This window comes from Paenibacillus sp. KS1 (assembly GCF_001680695.1).
Lineage (GTDB): Bacteria > Bacillota > Bacilli > Paenibacillales > Paenibacillaceae > Paenibacillus_B > Paenibacillus_B suaedae.
Genome location: NZ_MAIS01000005.1, coordinates 97,330 through 113,194 on the forward strand (window position 1 = coordinate 97,330; position 15,865 = coordinate 113,194).

The 15,865-nt window shown below is 48.7% G+C and carries 17 protein-coding genes and 1 other RNA gene; 16 read left to right on the forward strand and 2 right to left on the reverse strand.

Annotation, left to right across the window (positions count from 1 at the left end; genetic code table 11):
- Positions 1 to 49 precede the first annotated feature (49 nt).
- The 4 genes from BBG47_RS03225 (at position 50) to rnpB (ending at position 3,219) form a co-directional block, all read left to right on the forward strand.
- Positions 50 to 961 carry a hypothetical protein gene (locus tag BBG47_RS03225; protein WP_065290496.1) on the forward strand — a complete coding sequence of 304 codons (912 nt, stop codon included), beginning with the start codon at positions 50 to 52 and terminating at the stop codon, positions 959 to 961.
- On the forward strand, positions 909 to 1,676 hold the full coding sequence (locus tag BBG47_RS03230; RefSeq protein WP_051250033.1) for a tRNA (adenine(22)-N(1))-methyltransferase: 768 nt from the start codon (positions 909 to 911) through the stop codon (positions 1,674 to 1,676). The genes BBG47_RS03225 and BBG47_RS03230 overlap by 53 nt, the downstream gene beginning before the upstream one ends.
- Positions 1,652 to 2,767, forward strand: a complete 1,116-nt coding sequence (locus BBG47_RS03235) for a Nif3-like dinuclear metal center hexameric protein (protein WP_065290497.1) — start codon at positions 1,652 to 1,654, stop codon at positions 2,765 to 2,767. The genes BBG47_RS03230 and BBG47_RS03235 overlap by 25 nt, the downstream gene beginning before the upstream one ends.
- A 54-nt stretch (positions 2,768 to 2,821) precedes the next feature.
- Positions 2,822 to 3,219, forward strand: an RNA gene (gene rnpB, locus BBG47_RS03240) — RNase P RNA component class A.
- Between the two features lie 115 nt (positions 3,220 to 3,334).
- On the opposite strand, the gene BBG47_RS03245 is transcribed toward rnpB, so the two are convergent.
- On the reverse strand, positions 3,335 to 5,290 hold the full coding sequence (locus BBG47_RS03245; RefSeq protein WP_065290498.1) for a S8 family peptidase: 1,956 nt from the start codon (positions 5,288 to 5,290) through the stop codon (positions 3,335 to 3,337).
- A 257-nt stretch (positions 5,291 to 5,547) separates the two neighbouring features.
- Here BBG47_RS03245 and BBG47_RS03250 point away from each other — a divergent pair, with 257 nt between their 5' ends.
- The 12 genes from BBG47_RS03250 to BBG47_RS29795 all read left to right on the forward strand — a co-directional run bounded on the left by BBG47_RS03250 (position 5,548) and on the right by BBG47_RS29795 (position 15,130).
- The gene (locus BBG47_RS03250) at positions 5,548 to 6,048 is read left to right on the forward strand and encodes a DUF3907 family protein (RefSeq protein ID WP_028531285.1); all 501 of its coding nucleotides are present in this window, start codon (positions 5,548 to 5,550) and stop codon (positions 6,046 to 6,048) included.
- A 128-nt stretch (positions 6,049 to 6,176) separates the two neighbouring features.
- Positions 6,177 to 6,395 carry a DUF1540 domain-containing protein gene (locus BBG47_RS28860; protein WP_028531284.1) on the forward strand — a complete coding sequence of 73 codons (219 nt, stop codon included), beginning with the start codon at positions 6,177 to 6,179 and terminating at the stop codon, positions 6,393 to 6,395.
- A gap of 29 nt (positions 6,396 to 6,424) precedes the next feature.
- A complete protein-coding gene (locus tag BBG47_RS03255) occupies positions 6,425 to 6,781 on the forward strand; it encodes a hypothetical protein (RefSeq protein ID WP_065290499.1) in 357 nt (118 codons plus the stop codon).
- A 239-nt stretch (positions 6,782 to 7,020) separates the two neighbouring features.
- A complete protein-coding gene (locus BBG47_RS03260) occupies positions 7,021 to 8,187 on the forward strand; it encodes a cysteine desulfurase family protein (protein WP_065290500.1) in 1,167 nt (388 codons plus the stop codon).
- A 49-nt stretch (positions 8,188 to 8,236) separates the two neighbouring features.
- A complete protein-coding gene (gene thiI / locus BBG47_RS03265) occupies positions 8,237 to 9,544 on the forward strand; it encodes a tRNA uracil 4-sulfurtransferase ThiI (protein ID WP_065290501.1) in 1,308 nt (435 codons plus the stop codon).
- A gap of 95 nt (positions 9,545 to 9,639) precedes the next feature.
- Positions 9,640 to 10,299: a TerC family protein gene (locus BBG47_RS03270; protein ID WP_065290502.1), complete on the forward strand. Its 660-nt coding sequence runs from the start codon at positions 9,640 to 9,642 to the stop codon at positions 10,297 to 10,299.
- A gap of 255 nt (positions 10,300 to 10,554) precedes the next feature.
- Positions 10,555 to 11,043 (forward strand): LiaF transmembrane domain-containing protein, encoded by a 489-nt coding sequence (locus tag BBG47_RS03275; protein WP_065290503.1) that lies wholly within the window; start codon positions 10,555 to 10,557, stop codon positions 11,041 to 11,043.
- A gap of 173 nt (positions 11,044 to 11,216) precedes the next feature.
- Positions 11,217 to 13,064, forward strand: a complete 1,848-nt coding sequence (gene typA / locus BBG47_RS03280; protein WP_065290521.1) for a translational GTPase TypA — start codon at positions 11,217 to 11,219, stop codon at positions 13,062 to 13,064.
- A 40-nt stretch (positions 13,065 to 13,104) separates the two neighbouring features.
- Positions 13,105 to 13,389, forward strand: a complete 285-nt coding sequence (locus BBG47_RS03285; protein ID WP_021256778.1) for a YlaH-like family protein — start codon at positions 13,105 to 13,107, stop codon at positions 13,387 to 13,389.
- Between the two features lie 60 nt (positions 13,390 to 13,449).
- Positions 13,450 to 13,728, forward strand: coding sequence for a hypothetical protein (locus BBG47_RS03290; protein ID WP_028531282.1), 279 nt, complete (start codon positions 13,450 to 13,452; stop codon positions 13,726 to 13,728).
- Between the two features lie 12 nt (positions 13,729 to 13,740).
- Positions 13,741 to 14,886: an LCP family protein gene (locus BBG47_RS03295; protein ID WP_065290504.1), complete on the forward strand. Its 1,146-nt coding sequence runs from the start codon at positions 13,741 to 13,743 to the stop codon at positions 14,884 to 14,886.
- 82 nt (positions 14,887 to 14,968) lie between these two features.
- Entirely contained in the window at positions 14,969 to 15,130 is a 162-nt protein-coding gene (locus tag BBG47_RS29795; protein WP_175400472.1) for a hypothetical protein, read from the forward strand.
- Between the two features lie 73 nt (positions 15,131 to 15,203).
- Here BBG47_RS29795 and BBG47_RS03300 read toward each other — a convergent pair whose 3' ends face one another.
- Positions 15,204 to 15,737 carry a YhcN/YlaJ family sporulation lipoprotein gene (locus BBG47_RS03300; protein WP_065290505.1) on the reverse strand — a complete coding sequence of 178 codons (534 nt, stop codon included), beginning with the start codon at positions 15,735 to 15,737 and terminating at the stop codon, positions 15,204 to 15,206.
- Positions 15,738 to 15,865: the final 128 nt, after the last annotated feature.

Here is a 15,865-nt window from a genome sequence, read left to right on the forward strand (position 1 = left end):
TCTTTTGTCGCCATGTAAGGCATTCCCACACAGGAGCGTGACAAGCCTCATGGATCAGAAGCAGCGCCAATGGATGTCGCAGGAAATTGCACGTTGGAGACATAATCGATTATTGCCGGAACGCTATTGCGAATTCCTTGCTCAATTGTACCAACTGCCAGAATCAACAGAAGCAGCTGAGCCGTCTGTGGTATCTAACAGACGCTTCGCGGAATGGCTGGCCGATCTTCCTGCCGCCAAATGGCTGGCGTTATTTATCATTTCTGGTTTGTTCTGTACTGCTGGATTTCATTTTACCGCTTTTGACATTCCAATGCAAATTGGGGCTGTCGCCTTATTTGCCCTTATTAACTATGGGCTTGCCGTCTTCAATTCAAAGTATGCGGCAAAGAAAAGTAAAGTGCAAATCGCGGTATTTACAAGTCTCGGCAACGCTGTAAGCATGCTTGGCGCGCTTGCCATTCTCATGCTGCATCAATGGCTTTCCTGGTATGGCGTGGCGCTGTGGCTGATTGGAGCAGGGCTCTTATGGATCATAACAGGATTGCTACTGCGGCGCGGCGGAATGCAGGGGTTCGGTTGGCTCCTGTTGGCGATCGCCTATGCGGTAATTCTCTATTCAATGGTGGGAGAACTTACGCTCATTGAGACGCAGTGGTTGTGGCTTCCAGAGAGCTTATTATTCATCTGGATGGCTTGGGTGATGCACAGTGTTCTTCCTTCAGCTTCAGCAGGGCTGCTGATAGCTTCCCTGATTGCTTGGCATATGCCTGAGGCCGCTTGGCTTGGCAGAATCATCACACTGAAGCTTAATGCTGGTGGCGAGGTTCTGCTATTTATGCTAATGAAGCTTTTTATTACGTTTTACATGGGATATTACTTTAGACAACAGTGGGTGAAATGGATTCGTGAACATCAAATTGTCCAAACGACTACAATGGATTGCGGATTGGGTGCCTGAAGGCAGCAAACTTGCAGATATCGGTTCTGACCATGCGCTGCTGCCATCTTATTTGGCGAAGCAAGGCATTATTTCTTATGGCGTCGCAGGTGAAGTGAATCAAGGTCCGTATGAAGCAGCTAGACGCCAAGTGCTCGGATCTCGCTTGGAGAATATTGTACAGGTCCGGCTTGGTGATGGGCTTGCCGTATTGGAGCCTAATGAGGTGGACTGCATTTCTATCGCTGGAATGGGGGGGAGCCTCATTGTCAGTATATTATCAGCTCAACCTGAGAAGCTTGAGGGGGTCAAGCGACTCATCCTCCAGCCGAATGTGGGCGAGGATACCGTTCGTCGCTGGCTTCGCAAGGAAGGCTGGGCACTGCTTAAGGAGCATATTTTAGAGGAAGACGGCAAAATTTATGAGGTTCTGCTTGCAGAGCGCCAGTTCGAATCAGCAGAGACACATAACGCTCGTCTGTACGAGTCTCGGCCTTTATTATGTGGGAAGACGCTGTCAGAGGAGTGGCTGCTGCAATTCGGCCCACTGCTGTCGCAAGCTCCTACAGATGTATTCTTTGAGAAATGGAAGCGTGAAGTAGCGAAGCGGGAGCGTGTACTGCGTACGATGGAACAGGCCGAGAGTGAAGAGGCGAAGCAGCGTCGAGAAGTATTCGTTCAGAACAAAGCGGAACTGGAGGCGATTATTGAATGTTTGCGAAAGGGTCAACAATAATTCAGTGGATGGAGCAGCTGGCGCCTAAGTCATTGGCTGTACCAGATGATCGAATTGGGCTTCAACTAGGTTCGCTAAATAAGGAAGTAGCGAAAGTACTCGTTGCACTCGATGTGAATGAAGAGGTCGTGGAGGAAGCTATCGCTCAGCAAGCGAACCTCATTATCGCTCACCATGCAATCATTTTCCGACCTTTGAAGCATTTGCAGACAGATACCCCTGCCGGCCGATTATATGAGAAGCTCATCAAGCATGACATCTCGGTATACATCTCACACACGAATTACGATGTGGCAGTAGGGGGCATGAATGATTTGATGGCGGAACGCCTCCAGCTTACGAATGTCCGTGTCCTCGAAACGTTGCAGCAGGAGCAGATGCACAAGCTGGTTGTATTTGTACCGCAGACGCATGCAGATGAAGTCCGTGCTGCAATATTGGATGCCGGGGCTGGGCACATCGGGAACTACAGCCATTGCAGCTTCAATAGTGAAGGCTTCGGCACGTTCAAGCCTGGCGACGGCACGAATCCGCATATCGGACAAGCGGGCAAGCTGGAGAATGTACCAGAAGTACGAATTGAGACAATTATTCCGAAGTCGGTTCGAAGCCGTGTGCTGCAAGCGATGTTTAAGGCGCATCCATACGAGGAAGTCGCTTATGATCTCTACCCTGTAGATATTCAAGGAACAGAGTATGGCTTGGGCCGAGTAGGCAAGCTGACTGAAGCTGTAACTCTTCATCAATTATCAGAGCAGGTGAAGAGCAGCTTCGAGGTATCGAATGTACGCGTGGTCGGCAATCTGGATCGTTCTGTGCGCAAGGTTGCTGTCCTCGGCGGTTCAGGCGCCCGATATATCCATCATGCGATATTCCACGGAGCGGATGTGCTCGTCACGGGAGATGTGGATTACCACACTGCCCACGATGCACTCGCTGCAGGTCTTGCAATAATTGATCCGGGCCATAATGCAGAGAAGATGATGAAGCAGGATGTCGCAGGACGCCTGCAGCAGGTGGCATCTGACAAGGGAGTATCGACGCAATTCGTAGCTTCTTCCACAAATACCGAGCCATTTCAGTTTTTGTAAAAGTTGACGGTTGAGTTTCTTGCGCGAAACTTGTATACTAACGAATGTTGACGGAAAGTTTGACAGACAATCGCTGGTGACTTGGTCACGAGAGGAAAGTCCGGGCTCCATAGGGCAGGGTGCTGGATAATGTCCAGTCAGCGCGAGCTGAAGGATAGTGCCACAGAAATGGACCGCCGATGGCTGCTTCGGCAGCACAGGCAAGGGTGGAACCGTGGTGTAAGAGACCACGAGGAGCGTTGGTGACTTCGTTCCTGGTAAACCCCATCTGGAGCAAGACCTAATGAGATGCATGCCCGCAAGGGCAGCCTTAGCCCGAGGTGCGTCTGGGTTGGTCGCTTGAACCGTGCAGCAATGTACGGTCTAGATAGATGATTGTCACTTTGTAGTGGAAGGGTAGCTCCCGTAATACCACGATCAGTACAGAACCCGGCTTACGGCAAACTTTCCGGAGCTACAACACTTATTGTTCGAAGCCTATAAGATAACCCCCGCACACAAGCTGTGCGGGGGTTTTTGGTTTGGGGGACATTATCTACAATGTCCCATCCCACGGCCATAAGTCGTTTACGGCTGGGAAGCGGGGATTATTGAAGATGGCGTAGATGGACGCTTCACATATTGAGCAATCGTCCGCTTGATTTCGCGTGCAATATTTTGCGGAAGCAGCGACAATGATGTCGTACCTTGCTCTGCAAGGCTTAGGGCCTGTGCGACATCAATTTCACCATAGCCATAATACATATCTTTACCCGGTGTTCCTAAGTCGACTACACTCTGCCGCATAATATCATACACCTCCGTATTCTTTAACGAAGGATTCACGGAGCGAATAAGTGCAGCCAATGCGGATACATGCGGGCAAGCCATTGAAGTGCCTGACAATGCCGCATATTGATTGTTCGGATAAGTGCTTGCAATCGACGTGCCGGGCGCCACAACATCTACGTAGTTGCCGTAGTTGGAGAAGGAAGCGCGCTTCTGATTCGCATCCGTAGCGGATACGGCAAATACTTCAGGATAAGCAGCAGGGTATCCAGGACGCCGGGTATTGTCATTGCCCGTTGCAGCAATCAGCACGACATCGCGATCATAGGCATACTTGACTGCATCATGCAGAAATGCGCCATCGACATAGTTGCCTAAGCTCATGTTGATGACCTTGGCTCCATTGTCAGTCGCCCAAATAATTCCTTCCGCAACAGAGTACGATGTACCTGATCCGTTGTTGTCAAGCGCTTTGACTGGAAGAATCGGATTGTACCATGTAATCCCGGCAATGCCTTCACCATTATTGACAGTGGCGCCAATAATGCCGGCTACATGAGTACCATGTCCGACTTCATCTTTTGGAGGCTGGTTTTTATCAAAGACGTTATAACCCTTCAGCAGCTTGCCTTGCAAATCACGATGATTGGAATCGACACCGGTATCGACAACCGCCACAATGACATCTTTGGCCCCTTTGCTCGTCATCCATCCTCGGTTCGTATGGATATTCGGCAAATTCCATTGATAAGCCTTGTACAACGCATCATTTGGCTCCTCAGCAGCATCCCCTTGTGTCGGTTCATTCAATGTCTTGGGGCGAGCTTGAGAAGAAGGAGTCGATGGAACTGGTGAGGGCTTCTCATTTGTCATATATAGAAAATGAGGCTCACTGTATATCGGATTGAATTGTTTGAAATAAGAAGTTAATTGCTTAACACTCATCTTATGAGAACGAAACACATACGTGTAACCGAGCTTGCGCGGGTGTGCGCACCCAGTATCCCGCATCATACGCTGCAATTGAATGGAGTCGGGGTCAGAACGGAAGCGCACGACGATTTCATTTTCATAATAATGGCTTGTGCCGGCGTTATCTTCTCCGTCTTGAACCTTTACATCCCGCATCGAGTTGGAATCCACAGACTTGACACGGTACTTGGATTCAGGCGGGTAAGGTACAAGTCGAAGATTTTTTTGCTGATGCTTCCGTACGGTCTGGATGACATCTTGATTCACGATTGCGACAATCCCCTGCTGCGATTGGGGAGAGGCAATGCCAATGACCATATGGCTTTTCCCATTCACTAACACTTCAGGAGAGGAATATGACTGCTGCTTCGTTACGTTCATGGTAGCAGTCCGAACGTAACTCTCGAGCTGCTTGTTGGCGTCCCAGCGCTCATCCTTCGGTACATTTCCTTTCTCCCAAGCGGTTGAACCACCTTCGACCCATTTCATGTACACGAAGTGGGGATGGGATTTCATAAATTGCTGAACGGTATCCTGCTTCTGGGCATGAGTCTTGGCTCCCCAATTGGCAAGCGCATCTTCCAGATCACGTCTGGAATCAATGGCGAACATCCGGCTTGTGCGTGTAACGTCCTGATTCAGGATTTGTTTTTTCATGCTCTCTTCGTGTGCGGCTGTCGTCATGCCCCTTGGCTCGGGATGGCGATCTGGAGCCCATAATAGCGGAATCGTAAGTACGGCTGCACAGAGAGCAACTATTCCAACCACATATCGTCGCTGCATACAACTTCCTCCTCTAGCGTTCCTTCCTAATTGTCCTGCCTTTTGATATCAAGCGCCTCTCGGCTGCAGATATCGTATCGTGAACAGACCTGTTTATAGGTTGAGAATTGGTACACGAATTTATTCGGGACGCGGCGGAAAATGATATCCATCATGATCGGATTGTGGTAGGATGAAGGGGAAATGAAAATGATTCCAAATCGGATGCCCGAAGAGTTGAAATTCCAAATGGACGAATGGGGTAAGGGGGAGCTTTCATGCCAGCATCCAATGTGAAGCAGCAATGCGAAGTTTCAAAGGACAAACTTAAGGAAGCGATTGATAAGCTTGAGCAATTTTTAAATGAGTATTCGCTAACTGCTCTTGTTCAAGGGAATGAGGAAGACGAGACTGTTAGTTTCTATAAAGGATTCCTGACGGATATTCGGCATTTGCTCGTATTCACGGAGCAGAGCTATGAACGGCTGGGTGTTGCGTTAAGAAGAGCAACCTTTGATACGGCATTTGGCGAGCGCTGCTTGTACGAAGTGTATCATCATTGTGTGAATGCCTTCTTCTACCCGAAGAACGAGTGTTATTCAGAGGATGGTCGATACGCGTATACGGGTCAAGACGCAATTCGTTTCCGGAAGAAGCCTGTTCGAGCAGCGAGGGATATTGTTCTGTCGGTTGTGAAGCTGTTCGAAGATCTCCGCGATGAGCTTGCCTATTATGAGAGTGACTATTTAACGCAGCGTCGTATGCAAGGCTCGAAATAAGGAATTCCAAATATATCAATTACGAAGACGTTCCGTTTATGCCACGGAGCGTCTTTTTCGTTAGATCATGGCAGGAAGAGAGCAGGATATGACATCACGGACTAGGACATGCTGATAACACGGAGGTGATGGATGTGAGTGAAAAACCTGTAGTTCGCTGCAGCGTATCCAACTGTAAATTTTGGGGGGATTTTCGCTGTCAAGCTTCTGAAATTATGATTGATATTGATGCACATGCTAATGTAAAGGCCAATTCAGAGTTCGCGGACGAATCGTTCCGAGGCGACCATAAGGATACAGCCTCTAAGTCCTCTTCAACATGCTGTCAGACGTTTGTGCCCAAATGATCTTGAACGGAAGCTAGGAGTGAGGTGTGATGTCAGGTCACAAAGCACGCAATTCACGCCGTTTGAAGCGGCACCGGGTTAGAAGTCATACCGCGAGAAATCGGGAACAGCAGCAGGATGTAGAATTTGGGCAAGAAGCGGGAACTTTCTCAGACACGCTTCGCATTGCAACACAGCATTCGAAGATCAATCATTGGTCGGGTATTGGCATGCTGGCCGTTATTTTCTCGATTATCGCCTTCTTTCTATTTCCAATTCCGATGGGGATTGGGGCCGCCGCGTTAGGTGTTCTTGCCTACTTGCAGGGAAGTCGTTCATCTGGAATCTTTGCGACCGTTGCTGGGTTATTAGCCGTCCTTGTCCAATTCATAACGATGTCATCATAAGTGAGTATTCAAGCTTGAACCGGTAAGTTGCCCCGGATCAGGCTTTTTCTATATGGGGAGCAAGGGAGCATTAGCTGCATGAAGGATCGATAAGAACATGGGATTAGGGATGGTGCTTTTATGTTGAAACGTGTAAAATAAGTAACATCTTATTTCGTACATGAGATCAACAACGGTGAGGAGCCGATTGCGCCTCGATCCGATTTTGATCTTTTTTGTTGTCATGAGGAGGGAATGTGGTGAGCGCAACTCAGTTGTATTTCGATCATTGTGCATCGACTCCCCCCCATCCGGATGTTATTCGGACGGTTGCGGAGGTGATGGGGCAGGTGTATGCCAACCCTTCATCGATTCATGGTGCTGGGGGGCAAGCAGAGCAGCTTATTCGACGCTCGCGCGAGGTTGTAGCTCGTGCCCTGGAAGTGGAGCCTGAAGATATACTGTTCACATCAGGGGCGACAGAGAGCAATAACATTGCTATATTCGGAATTGCGAAGGCCTATCAAGCTGCAGGCAAGCCAATCCATATGATCGTATCTGAAGTTGAACATGCATCCGTATATAAATGTGTTCAGCAGTTAGAGCAGGAGGGGATTGAGGTTACCTACCTTCCTGTGGATGAGAACGGCCGAGTCCGTCCTGACGAAGTGGAGGCTGCAATTCGGCCTCATACAGTACTCGTTAGTATCATGCACGTCAACAATGAAATGGGTGCTATACAGCCTATTGGAGAAATTGGAGATATGCTGCGCCGCTACCCAAAAGTAACGTTCCATGTGGATGGGGTGCAGGGCTTAGGCAAGGTTCCCGTTCGTCTTGCTGAATGGGGTGTAGACCTATATAGTCTCTCGGGACATAAGATTCAAGGGCCACGTGGGGCTGGCGTGCTCGTTAAGCGGAAGCAAGTCGCATTGAAGCCGCTAATGTATGGAGGTTCTCAAGAGGGGGAGCTTCGTCCTGGTACAGAGAATGTCCCCTGCATTGTAGGGCTTGCTAAGGCGGTCAGACTAGCGGTCGAAGGGCAGTCTGAACGCTATGACAAGCTAGTTCGCCTGCGTCAATTCGTACTTGAACATTTGTCACAGATGAAGCCGCTTGTTGTGAACAGTCCTGCTGTTCCATATGGCGCTCCACATATCATCAATGTATCATACCCTGGAATGAAATCAGAGGTTGTGGTTCACGCCCTCGAACAGCGTGGCATTATTGTCTCAACACAATCCGCGTGTTCATCGAAGCTCCATAAGCCCAGCCGTGTGCTGCTGGCGATGACGCATGACTCTCAAGTTGCTGCAAGCGGAATCCGCATCAGTCTGGATGCGAACTGCTCTGAGGATGAGTTGAAGCGGCTTGTACAGAGTTTCAAGCAAATGACAGAACAATTGCAATCTCTTGTGCAGCGATAATATAGGTATTGGAATCGATAGCAAGCGAAAGGCAGGGAAAGAGAAAATCATGGAATACGATATGATTCTTCTTCGTTATGGGGAAATCACAATTAAAGGCAAGAACCGTAGCAAGTTTGAAAAGGCAGCTTACCAGCATGTCAATGCAGTGCTTAGTCCTTTTCCTAATGCTAAAGTCATTAAAGAATACGGTCGACTCTATGTTGAGCTGAATGGTGAGCCATTAGACGAAATGATTCAAGTGCTCAAGCATGTGTTCGGTGTGGTGTCCATTAGTCCAGTTAAACGAACTCCTTCTGAGCTAGAGCCGATTATTGAAACGGCCGTCCAATTAATCCGTGAGATGAATCCTGCGGATGGGACAACCTTTAAAGTTTCTGCGAAGCGTGCTTGGAAGGGATTCCCGCATGGCAGCCAGGAGATGAATTACCTTGTTAGTGCGCCCGTGCTGCGCGAGTTTGAGGGGCTTAAGGTCGATGTGCGCAAGCCTGAAATTGATTTGCGCGTTGAGGTTAGAGAAGAATGGACCTATGTGTATAGCGAAGTTGTACAAGGTGCGGGAGGCTTCCCATTGGCATCCAACGGCCGCGGCGTGCTGCTTCTATCTGGGGGGATTGACAGTCCAGTTGCCGGCTATGAAGCATTGCGCAAAGGGCTGCAACTGGATGCGATTCATTTCCACAGCTATCCGTTCACAAGTGAACGGGCGCAGCGGAAGGTGCTCGATCTTGCTCAAGTGCTTGCGAACTATGCAGGACGAATGCGTGTGCATATGGTTCCCTTTACAGATATCCAGACTCGCCTTCATCAGAGTGGACATGATAACTTGCTTATTACGTTGATGCGCCGTGCCATGCTGCGCATTGCCACACAAATTGCAGAGCAGCGCAATGCGCTGGCAATCGTAACGGGAGACAGCTTGGGTCAAGTTGCGAGCCAGACGCTTGGCAGCATGAATGTCATCGGCCGTGCGACAGATCTGCCATTGCTTCGTCCGCTTGTTACGGTGGACAAGGATAAGATCATTCGTGAAGCAGAGTATATCGGAACTTACGACTTGTCCATTCTTCCCTATGAAGATTGCTGTACTCTATTCATTCCGAAATCGCCGGCGACGAATCCGAATTTGAATATCGTTGAGCATGCGGAACGTTCTATCCCCGAGCTGGATGATCTCATTAAAGCTGCTGTGGAAAACACGGAAGCGATCCTGCTGAAGGCGGGTGGCTCGCCTGATGATGCAATCGTGTTGTCGGGTAAAGACAAGGTAGCGAATGCGAATGAGCCTGCTCAGGTTGTACAGAAAACAGATGAGTCTGCTGGGCTGGCAGCGCCAGCAACTGGAGATTGGTTCTAAACAATTGGATTGACTTGTTCTGCGCATTGGCCAGCGAATAGCGGAATAGCTCGGCCTCCTCTGTCATAGACCTAACTACAGGGGAGGGACGGGCTGTGGAATCGATATGGTTGTTGGTGGAGATTATGCTGATTAACTTGGTGCTTAGTGGAGACAATGCAGTCGTAATTGCCATGACGAGCAGACGCTTGTCTAAGCAACAACAGCAGCAGGCCATTTGGTGGGGCGCCGCAGGCGCGGTTGTACTTCGCATTGTGCTGACTGTAGCAGCATTATGGTTAATCAACATTCCGCTCCTGAAGGCAGCGGGAGGGGTTATGTTGTTCGTTATCGCGGTTCAACTGATTGCTGAACAGGAGCCTGCAGATACCCGGGATAACGAGGCCCACTCCTTATGGGGGGCTATTCGAATTATTCTATTAGCTGATGTGGTCATGAGTCTCGACAATGTGCTGGCGATTGCAGCGGTAGCCAAGGGAAATCTGGCATTTGTTGCAATCGGCATAGCGCTAAGTATTCCCATTATCGTGTGGGGAAGCGGGTTCATCAGCATATGGCTTCAGAAAATGCCGCTGCTTCTGTATGCGGGTGCAGGGATACTTGGCTATACCGCGGGCGAGATGATTGCGTCTGATGAACGATTGGCGGTATGGCTGCCCGCCATGTGGAGCAAGCTTCATTACGGATTCCCGTGGATCGCTCTTGCGCTCGTCGTGCTGCTCGGATTTTGGTTTCGGCGCCAGTTACGCTATTAGCTCTTTTTGATCTTCTGCAATAGATAATCGGAACAGATGCTTTGTACCTGCCGAAGTACGCTGATGGCAGGTTTTTTCTATTATGAATAGAGGGCGGTTATGGAAGTCTCAGGAGGGTTTGGTAAGGGTATTGTGTTTTTTTCAAGGAGCAGGTAGTAATTTTACGAACTTTCATATACACTAGAAAAAGTAAAAAACGACGCGAATTGCGTCACATCGTGTCCGAATCAGAAATCTGGACATGGAGGTTGACCTATGCCTAGAAACCAACAAGTGATTGGCATTGCTATATTGGCTGCAGGCTTATTCATTTTGCTTGGGAAAATGGGAGTGTTTGCTTTCATCGGCGGTACGATGTGGCCGCTCCTCATGTTCCTTATCGGTATTGCCTTGTATGTATTTGCACGAATGGCAATCCTGCCGCCTGTAATGATGGTTCCAGCAGGTATGCTGACGATGTATGGCGTCCTGTTCATGCTAAGCCACTGGATCAATTGGAGACTGTTCGGGTATTTATGGCCACTGCTTCTCATTGGGATTGGCGTGGGCCTGTATGGATACTACACATACGATCCATACCATCCGAGAGGCGCATGGCAAGGCGCGCTGTTGTTCGGTGGGGTCGGTGTATCCATGCTGATCTTGATGCTCGTATTTGCAATTGGTACGTATATGATTGCCGTTGCACTCATACTTGCCGGAGCAGGGCTTGCATTTGGCGGACTCAGAAATCGATTCCGTTAATGGAAGCACTAGCTGGCGAACATGTAAGCGTAAAGTTCTGAAGTGTCCGTGCTAACATGCTTCAGAATGACCTATCGTAGGAATAGATGCCGCCCTCTATGGCGGCTTTATTCGTGGTTAGCTTGATTTGGATTTTTGGTATGATTCCACACCCAGAAAGGAAAGATTTTACGATGCAAGACAGAAGCTTACTTCGCAATATCGCAATTATCGCACACGTTGACCACGGGAAAACGACTTTGGTTGACAAACTGCTTCAACAATCCGGTACATTCCGTGAGCATGAAGCTATTCAAGAACGCGCAATGGACTCCAATGATTTGGAGCGTGAACGCGGAATTACGATCCTGGCTAAGAATACAGCCATCACGTACAAAGATAATCTGATTAACATTGTAGATACACCAGGCCACGCTGACTTCGGCGGCGAGGTAGAACGCATAATGAAAATGGTTGACGGCGTATTGCTCGTCGTGGATGCATTTGAAGGCTGCATGCCGCAAACGAAGTTCGTACTTCGCAAAGCGCTTGAGAGCCAATTGACGCCAATTGTTGTTGTAAACAAAATTGACCGTCCAAATGCTCGTCCAGAAGAGGTCATCGACGAAGTGCTTGAGCTGTTCATCGAGCTTGATGCGAATGATGAGCAATTGGACTTCCCAGTTGTATATGCATCTGCGCTTAACGGTACATCGAGCATGGAATCCGATCCTGCGAAGCAGGAAGAGAACATGCAGGCGTTGTATGAGACGATCATCTCCCACATCCCTGCACCAACTGAAAATCCAGAAGAGCCATTGCAATTCCTCGTTACTTTGCTCGATTACAACGAGTACATGGGACGTATTGCGATTGGTCGTGTGAACCGTGGTACGATCCGTCAAGGTCAATCTGTAGCGGTTATTAACCGTGAAGGGAAGACGAAGCAGGCACGCATCGAGAAGCTGTTCGGTTTCCAAGGGTTGAAGCGTGTTGAGCAAGAAGAAGCTGGAGCGGGCGATATCATTGCCATTGCCGGCATTAAGGATATTAACATTGGTGAGACGATTGCAGATCCGGCGAATCCAGAAGCACTTCCGGTTCTTCATATTGATGAGCCTACTCTGCAAATGACGTTCCTCGTGAACAACAGCCCATTTGCAGGGCGTGAAGGTAAATGGGTTACATCGCGTAAGTTGCGCGAGCGCTTAATGAAGGAACTGGAAACAGACGTCAGCCTTCGTGTTGAAGAAACAGAGAGCCCGGATGCATTTATCGTATCAGGTCGTGGTGAATTGCATTTGAGTATTTTGATTGAGAACATGCGCCGTGAAGGATACGAGCTGCAAGTTTCGAAACCAGAAGTTATCATCAAAGTTGTGGATGGTAAGAAGACGGAGCCGATTGAGCGCTTGCTTATCGACATTCCAGAAGAAGCTACAGGTCCGGTAATGGAAAGCTTGGGAACGAGAAAAGCAGAAATGGTCAACATGATTAACCATGGCAATGGCCAAGTGCGTTTGGAGTTCTTGATCCCTGCACGTGGTCTTATCGGATACAGCACGTACTTCTTGACGCTGACACGCGGATACGGCATCATGAACCACGCGTTTGACAGCTATGGCCCATATGCTGGCGGTCAAGTTGGCGGACGTCACCAAGGCGTTCTCGTATCGACAGAAACAGGAAATTCAACACTGTACGGCATTATGTCCGTTGAAGATCGCGGTACGTTGTTCGTAAACCCAGGTACTGAAATTTATGAAGGTATGATCGTTGGTGAGCACAACCGCGACAACGATATCGTCGTAAATATTTGTAAAGAGAAGGCGTTGACGAACGTTCGCTCCGCAACCAAAGACGATACTGTCAAGATGAAAACTCCTGTTCTATTCTCTTTGGAACAAGCTTTAGAGTATTTGAATGATGATGAATATTGCGAGATTACACCGTCTTCTGTACGGTTGCGCAAAAAAATACTGAACAAAAGCGAGCGTGAACGCGCAGAAAAGACGCGCAAAGTATCCGAATCCCATGTATAATGGGATTTGGACAACTTTGGCAAAGGAGTGAGCGTCTACGATGCAGGAATGGTTGGCTTCCCATCCCTTTGTAAGTTATGCGCTTATTTATCTGTTAATCGTGTATGTGTTCAATAAAGTCTTCCGTGTGCAGAAACTCCCGATATTGAAGGAGGTACTGATCTATTTGCTGATGGGATTGGGCGCGTTTGTTCTGCTCATCTTCCAAATAGACAAGCTGCCAATCATTCAATGTTTGTTTGTCGCGGTCGCTTTGATGTTCATGGTACGCATTCGCTATTTTATGGAAGCTCGCCGCAAGAAGGCGACAGATTCAAAGAACTAATGGATTGTGCGTCATCGTTATCACCATCACCGACACGCAAAGGGGAGAGAAGGCCGGATGATGAAGCTGCAAGTTGCACTATTCAATTGGCTGCAAATTCATATTGTGTCTGAGCAGCGCCCGGATGATGGGGCAGCGAAGGAGACGGTACAATTTTTTGAGACAATCTTGAAGGAGGATCATCAACTGACCTCCTTCGAGGCTTGCTTGGATGGATCGGATGAGCGATATGTCATTACGTATTGGCGGGAAGAAGAAATGAGTACAGAAGTATTCGACCGCGAAGATGCAGAGCGATTATGGCAGGACATCGAAGCGAATCCGAAATACAATGAGTAAGTGAGGTAAGATATGAATTCATCGACACCATTGCCACCTAGAACGAAGCAGAAACGGCGGAAGTCGCCTGAGAGGAAGCCCTCCGAAGGGAAGTCTTCCACGAAGAAGCGAGGGATGCCGAAATGGTTGAAGGTGACCCTTATCACCGCGCTTATCGCAGCTGTTGTCGTTATATTCATTGTCGGATATTTTGCTTGGTATGCGAACAACAAGTTGAACGATATTTCTACAGTTGCTAAACAGGGCGGCGGCAGTTCAACGGTGCAAGATACGCTTTCACCGAACAAGGAGCCTTTTTCCTTCATCTTGCTCGGTATCGACTATCGGCCAGAGCTGCCTGGACGTCGTACTGATGTTGTCATGGTCGGCGCAATGCATCCGGAAACACAGGAAGCGGTGCTTGTTTCTTTGCCGCGTGATACGTATTTCGAACTGCCCGGCTATCATCCGGATAAGCTAAATCATTATTATCCGAAGTTCTTCACACTAAAGGAGCAAGGCAAGCTGGACAGCGCTACTCCGGAAGATGAGATGAAACTGATGCTTGGCAAGTATATGGGCATGCCGATCGACTATGCCGCAGTGATTAACTTCCAAGGCTTCTCTGATGTCGTGGATGCAGTCGGCGGCGTCAACGTGAACGTGGATCAGAATATGTGCTATAACGATAATGCGGATGGAACCCATATCAAGCTGAAGACAGGCCAGCAGACGCTCGACGGCAAGAACGCCCTTGACTTTGTTCGCTACCGCAAATCGAACTGCCGTCCAATGACGAAGGGCACGACAGATGCGGATCGCAACGTCCGCCAGAATGCAGTGCTGAAGGAAATCGTCGGCAACATGCAATCGCTTGGCGGTATAACAAAGGTAACAGGCGTTATTGATGCGATGGCTGATAACTTTAAAATTGATATGACACCTGACCAAATTCGCAGTTCCATTTCTACGTACTTAGGAATTAACCGAGATAACATTCACTACATTTCAGTAGATGGGAATTGGGTTAGCCCGTACATCTATCCGGACACGGTGAAGTTGGAAGAGGGCAAGCAGGCGATAAAGGATGTACTTGCCGGCAAATCATTGAAATCAACCTTACCCGGAGAAGGCGGAGCGGACTCGCAGCATGCGAATACAACCCAACCTGGCTCCTAAGTGGATAAGGGTATGCAATTTTTGAAGCATCATTAATATAATAGAGTAAAGCTGCAATTATGATGTGGAGGAGGTCTGAGCGATGTCCGAAGCTTTGATGATGGGTAATCCCTTATTGCAACATAAGATGTCCCAAGGGTCTCATCTGTTATCCGATCAAACAGGCATCGGGATGACCTGTTGCCCATCTGCAGCTGTTATGCTGGATCATGAATATGACGATGTCTTCATGCGAAAAGCCTAGTGGAACCCCACTAGGCTTTTCGTGCGTCAATATGCTTGTCCGGTCTTCACGCGGCCGTGCGGCAATCATGCAGCTACATCTGTTTTTTCAGTTTAGGCTGGTCTGTATTGCGGGATGGATCAATATGTTGGACGTCGCTTGGCATCTGCGGCACGATGCGGCCCATAATATCTGCAAGTTCTTCTGTAAAGCCAGAAATAGGGTGGCCTTGCCGAATATCAACCGCCATCTCATGAAGACGCTGATTCAAATCGATATCTGCGGTAACAAGTGCATGGGCGCCATATTTGTCTTTGCTGAGAACCTCTGCAACGGAATATTTGACAGTTCCGACTCGAGAGCGTTCTAGGCTCGCATCGACGTCAATCCCGACAATTGCGGTATTGCCGAATACGACACAGTTAACGTTGCGAACCCCCGGCACCTTCCTAGCCAGCGCAGTTAAGTGTTCGCGAACGGCTTCCCGATCGTGAATGACCGGTTTTCCATTATTCGTCGATCTCGCCTTAACTTGATTGGAGGAGTTATTCGTAGCAGCGTGCTTATTCGCGTTGCCGCATCCGGCGATGAGTCCGATGACAAGCATGGCAATTAGCAACATACGCATGAATTCATCGTTCCTTTCTTTGTTCGTTGGTCAAATAAGTAGTGCGGCATGTGTACTGACTATAGTGTGAGCGGTGCCTGCATTTTTTATGTAACACCGAGCGCGGCTGTCCGCTGGTGTTGCAAGTA

Coding starts and splice junctions, on each gene's coding strand:
- BBG47_RS03225 (WP_065290496.1), top strand. CDS start 50: ATGGATCAGAAGCAGCGCCAATGGATGTCGCAGGAAATTGCACGTTGG.
- BBG47_RS03235 (WP_065290497.1), top strand. CDS start 1,652: ATGTTTGCGAAAGGGTCAACAATAATTCAGTGGATGGAGCAGCTGGCG.
- BBG47_RS03245 (WP_065290498.1), bottom strand. CDS start 5,290: ATGCAGCGACGATATGTGGTTGGAATAGTTGCTCTCTGTGCAGCCGTA.
- BBG47_RS03250 (WP_028531285.1), top strand. CDS start 5,548: ATGCCAGCATCCAATGTGAAGCAGCAATGCGAAGTTTCAAAGGACAAA.
- BBG47_RS28860 (WP_028531284.1), top strand. CDS start 6,177: ATGGATGTGAGTGAAAAACCTGTAGTTCGCTGCAGCGTATCCAACTGT.
- BBG47_RS03255 (WP_065290499.1), top strand. CDS start 6,425: ATGTCAGGTCACAAAGCACGCAATTCACGCCGTTTGAAGCGGCACCGG.
- thiI (WP_065290501.1), top strand. CDS start 8,237: ATGGAATACGATATGATTCTTCTTCGTTATGGGGAAATCACAATTAAA.
- BBG47_RS03275 (WP_065290503.1), top strand. CDS start 10,555: ATGCCTAGAAACCAACAAGTGATTGGCATTGCTATATTGGCTGCAGGC.
- typA (WP_065290521.1), top strand. CDS start 11,217: ATGCAAGACAGAAGCTTACTTCGCAATATCGCAATTATCGCACACGTT.
- BBG47_RS03285 (WP_021256778.1), top strand. CDS start 13,105: ATGCAGGAATGGTTGGCTTCCCATCCCTTTGTAAGTTATGCGCTTATT.
- BBG47_RS03290 (WP_028531282.1), top strand. CDS start 13,450: ATGAAGCTGCAAGTTGCACTATTCAATTGGCTGCAAATTCATATTGTG.
- BBG47_RS03295 (WP_065290504.1), top strand. CDS start 13,741: ATGAATTCATCGACACCATTGCCACCTAGAACGAAGCAGAAACGGCGG.
- BBG47_RS29795 (WP_175400472.1), top strand. CDS start 14,969: ATGTCCGAAGCTTTGATGATGGGTAATCCCTTATTGCAACATAAGATG.
- BBG47_RS03300 (WP_065290505.1), bottom strand. CDS start 15,737: ATGCGTATGTTGCTAATTGCCATGCTTGTCATCGGACTCATCGCCGGA.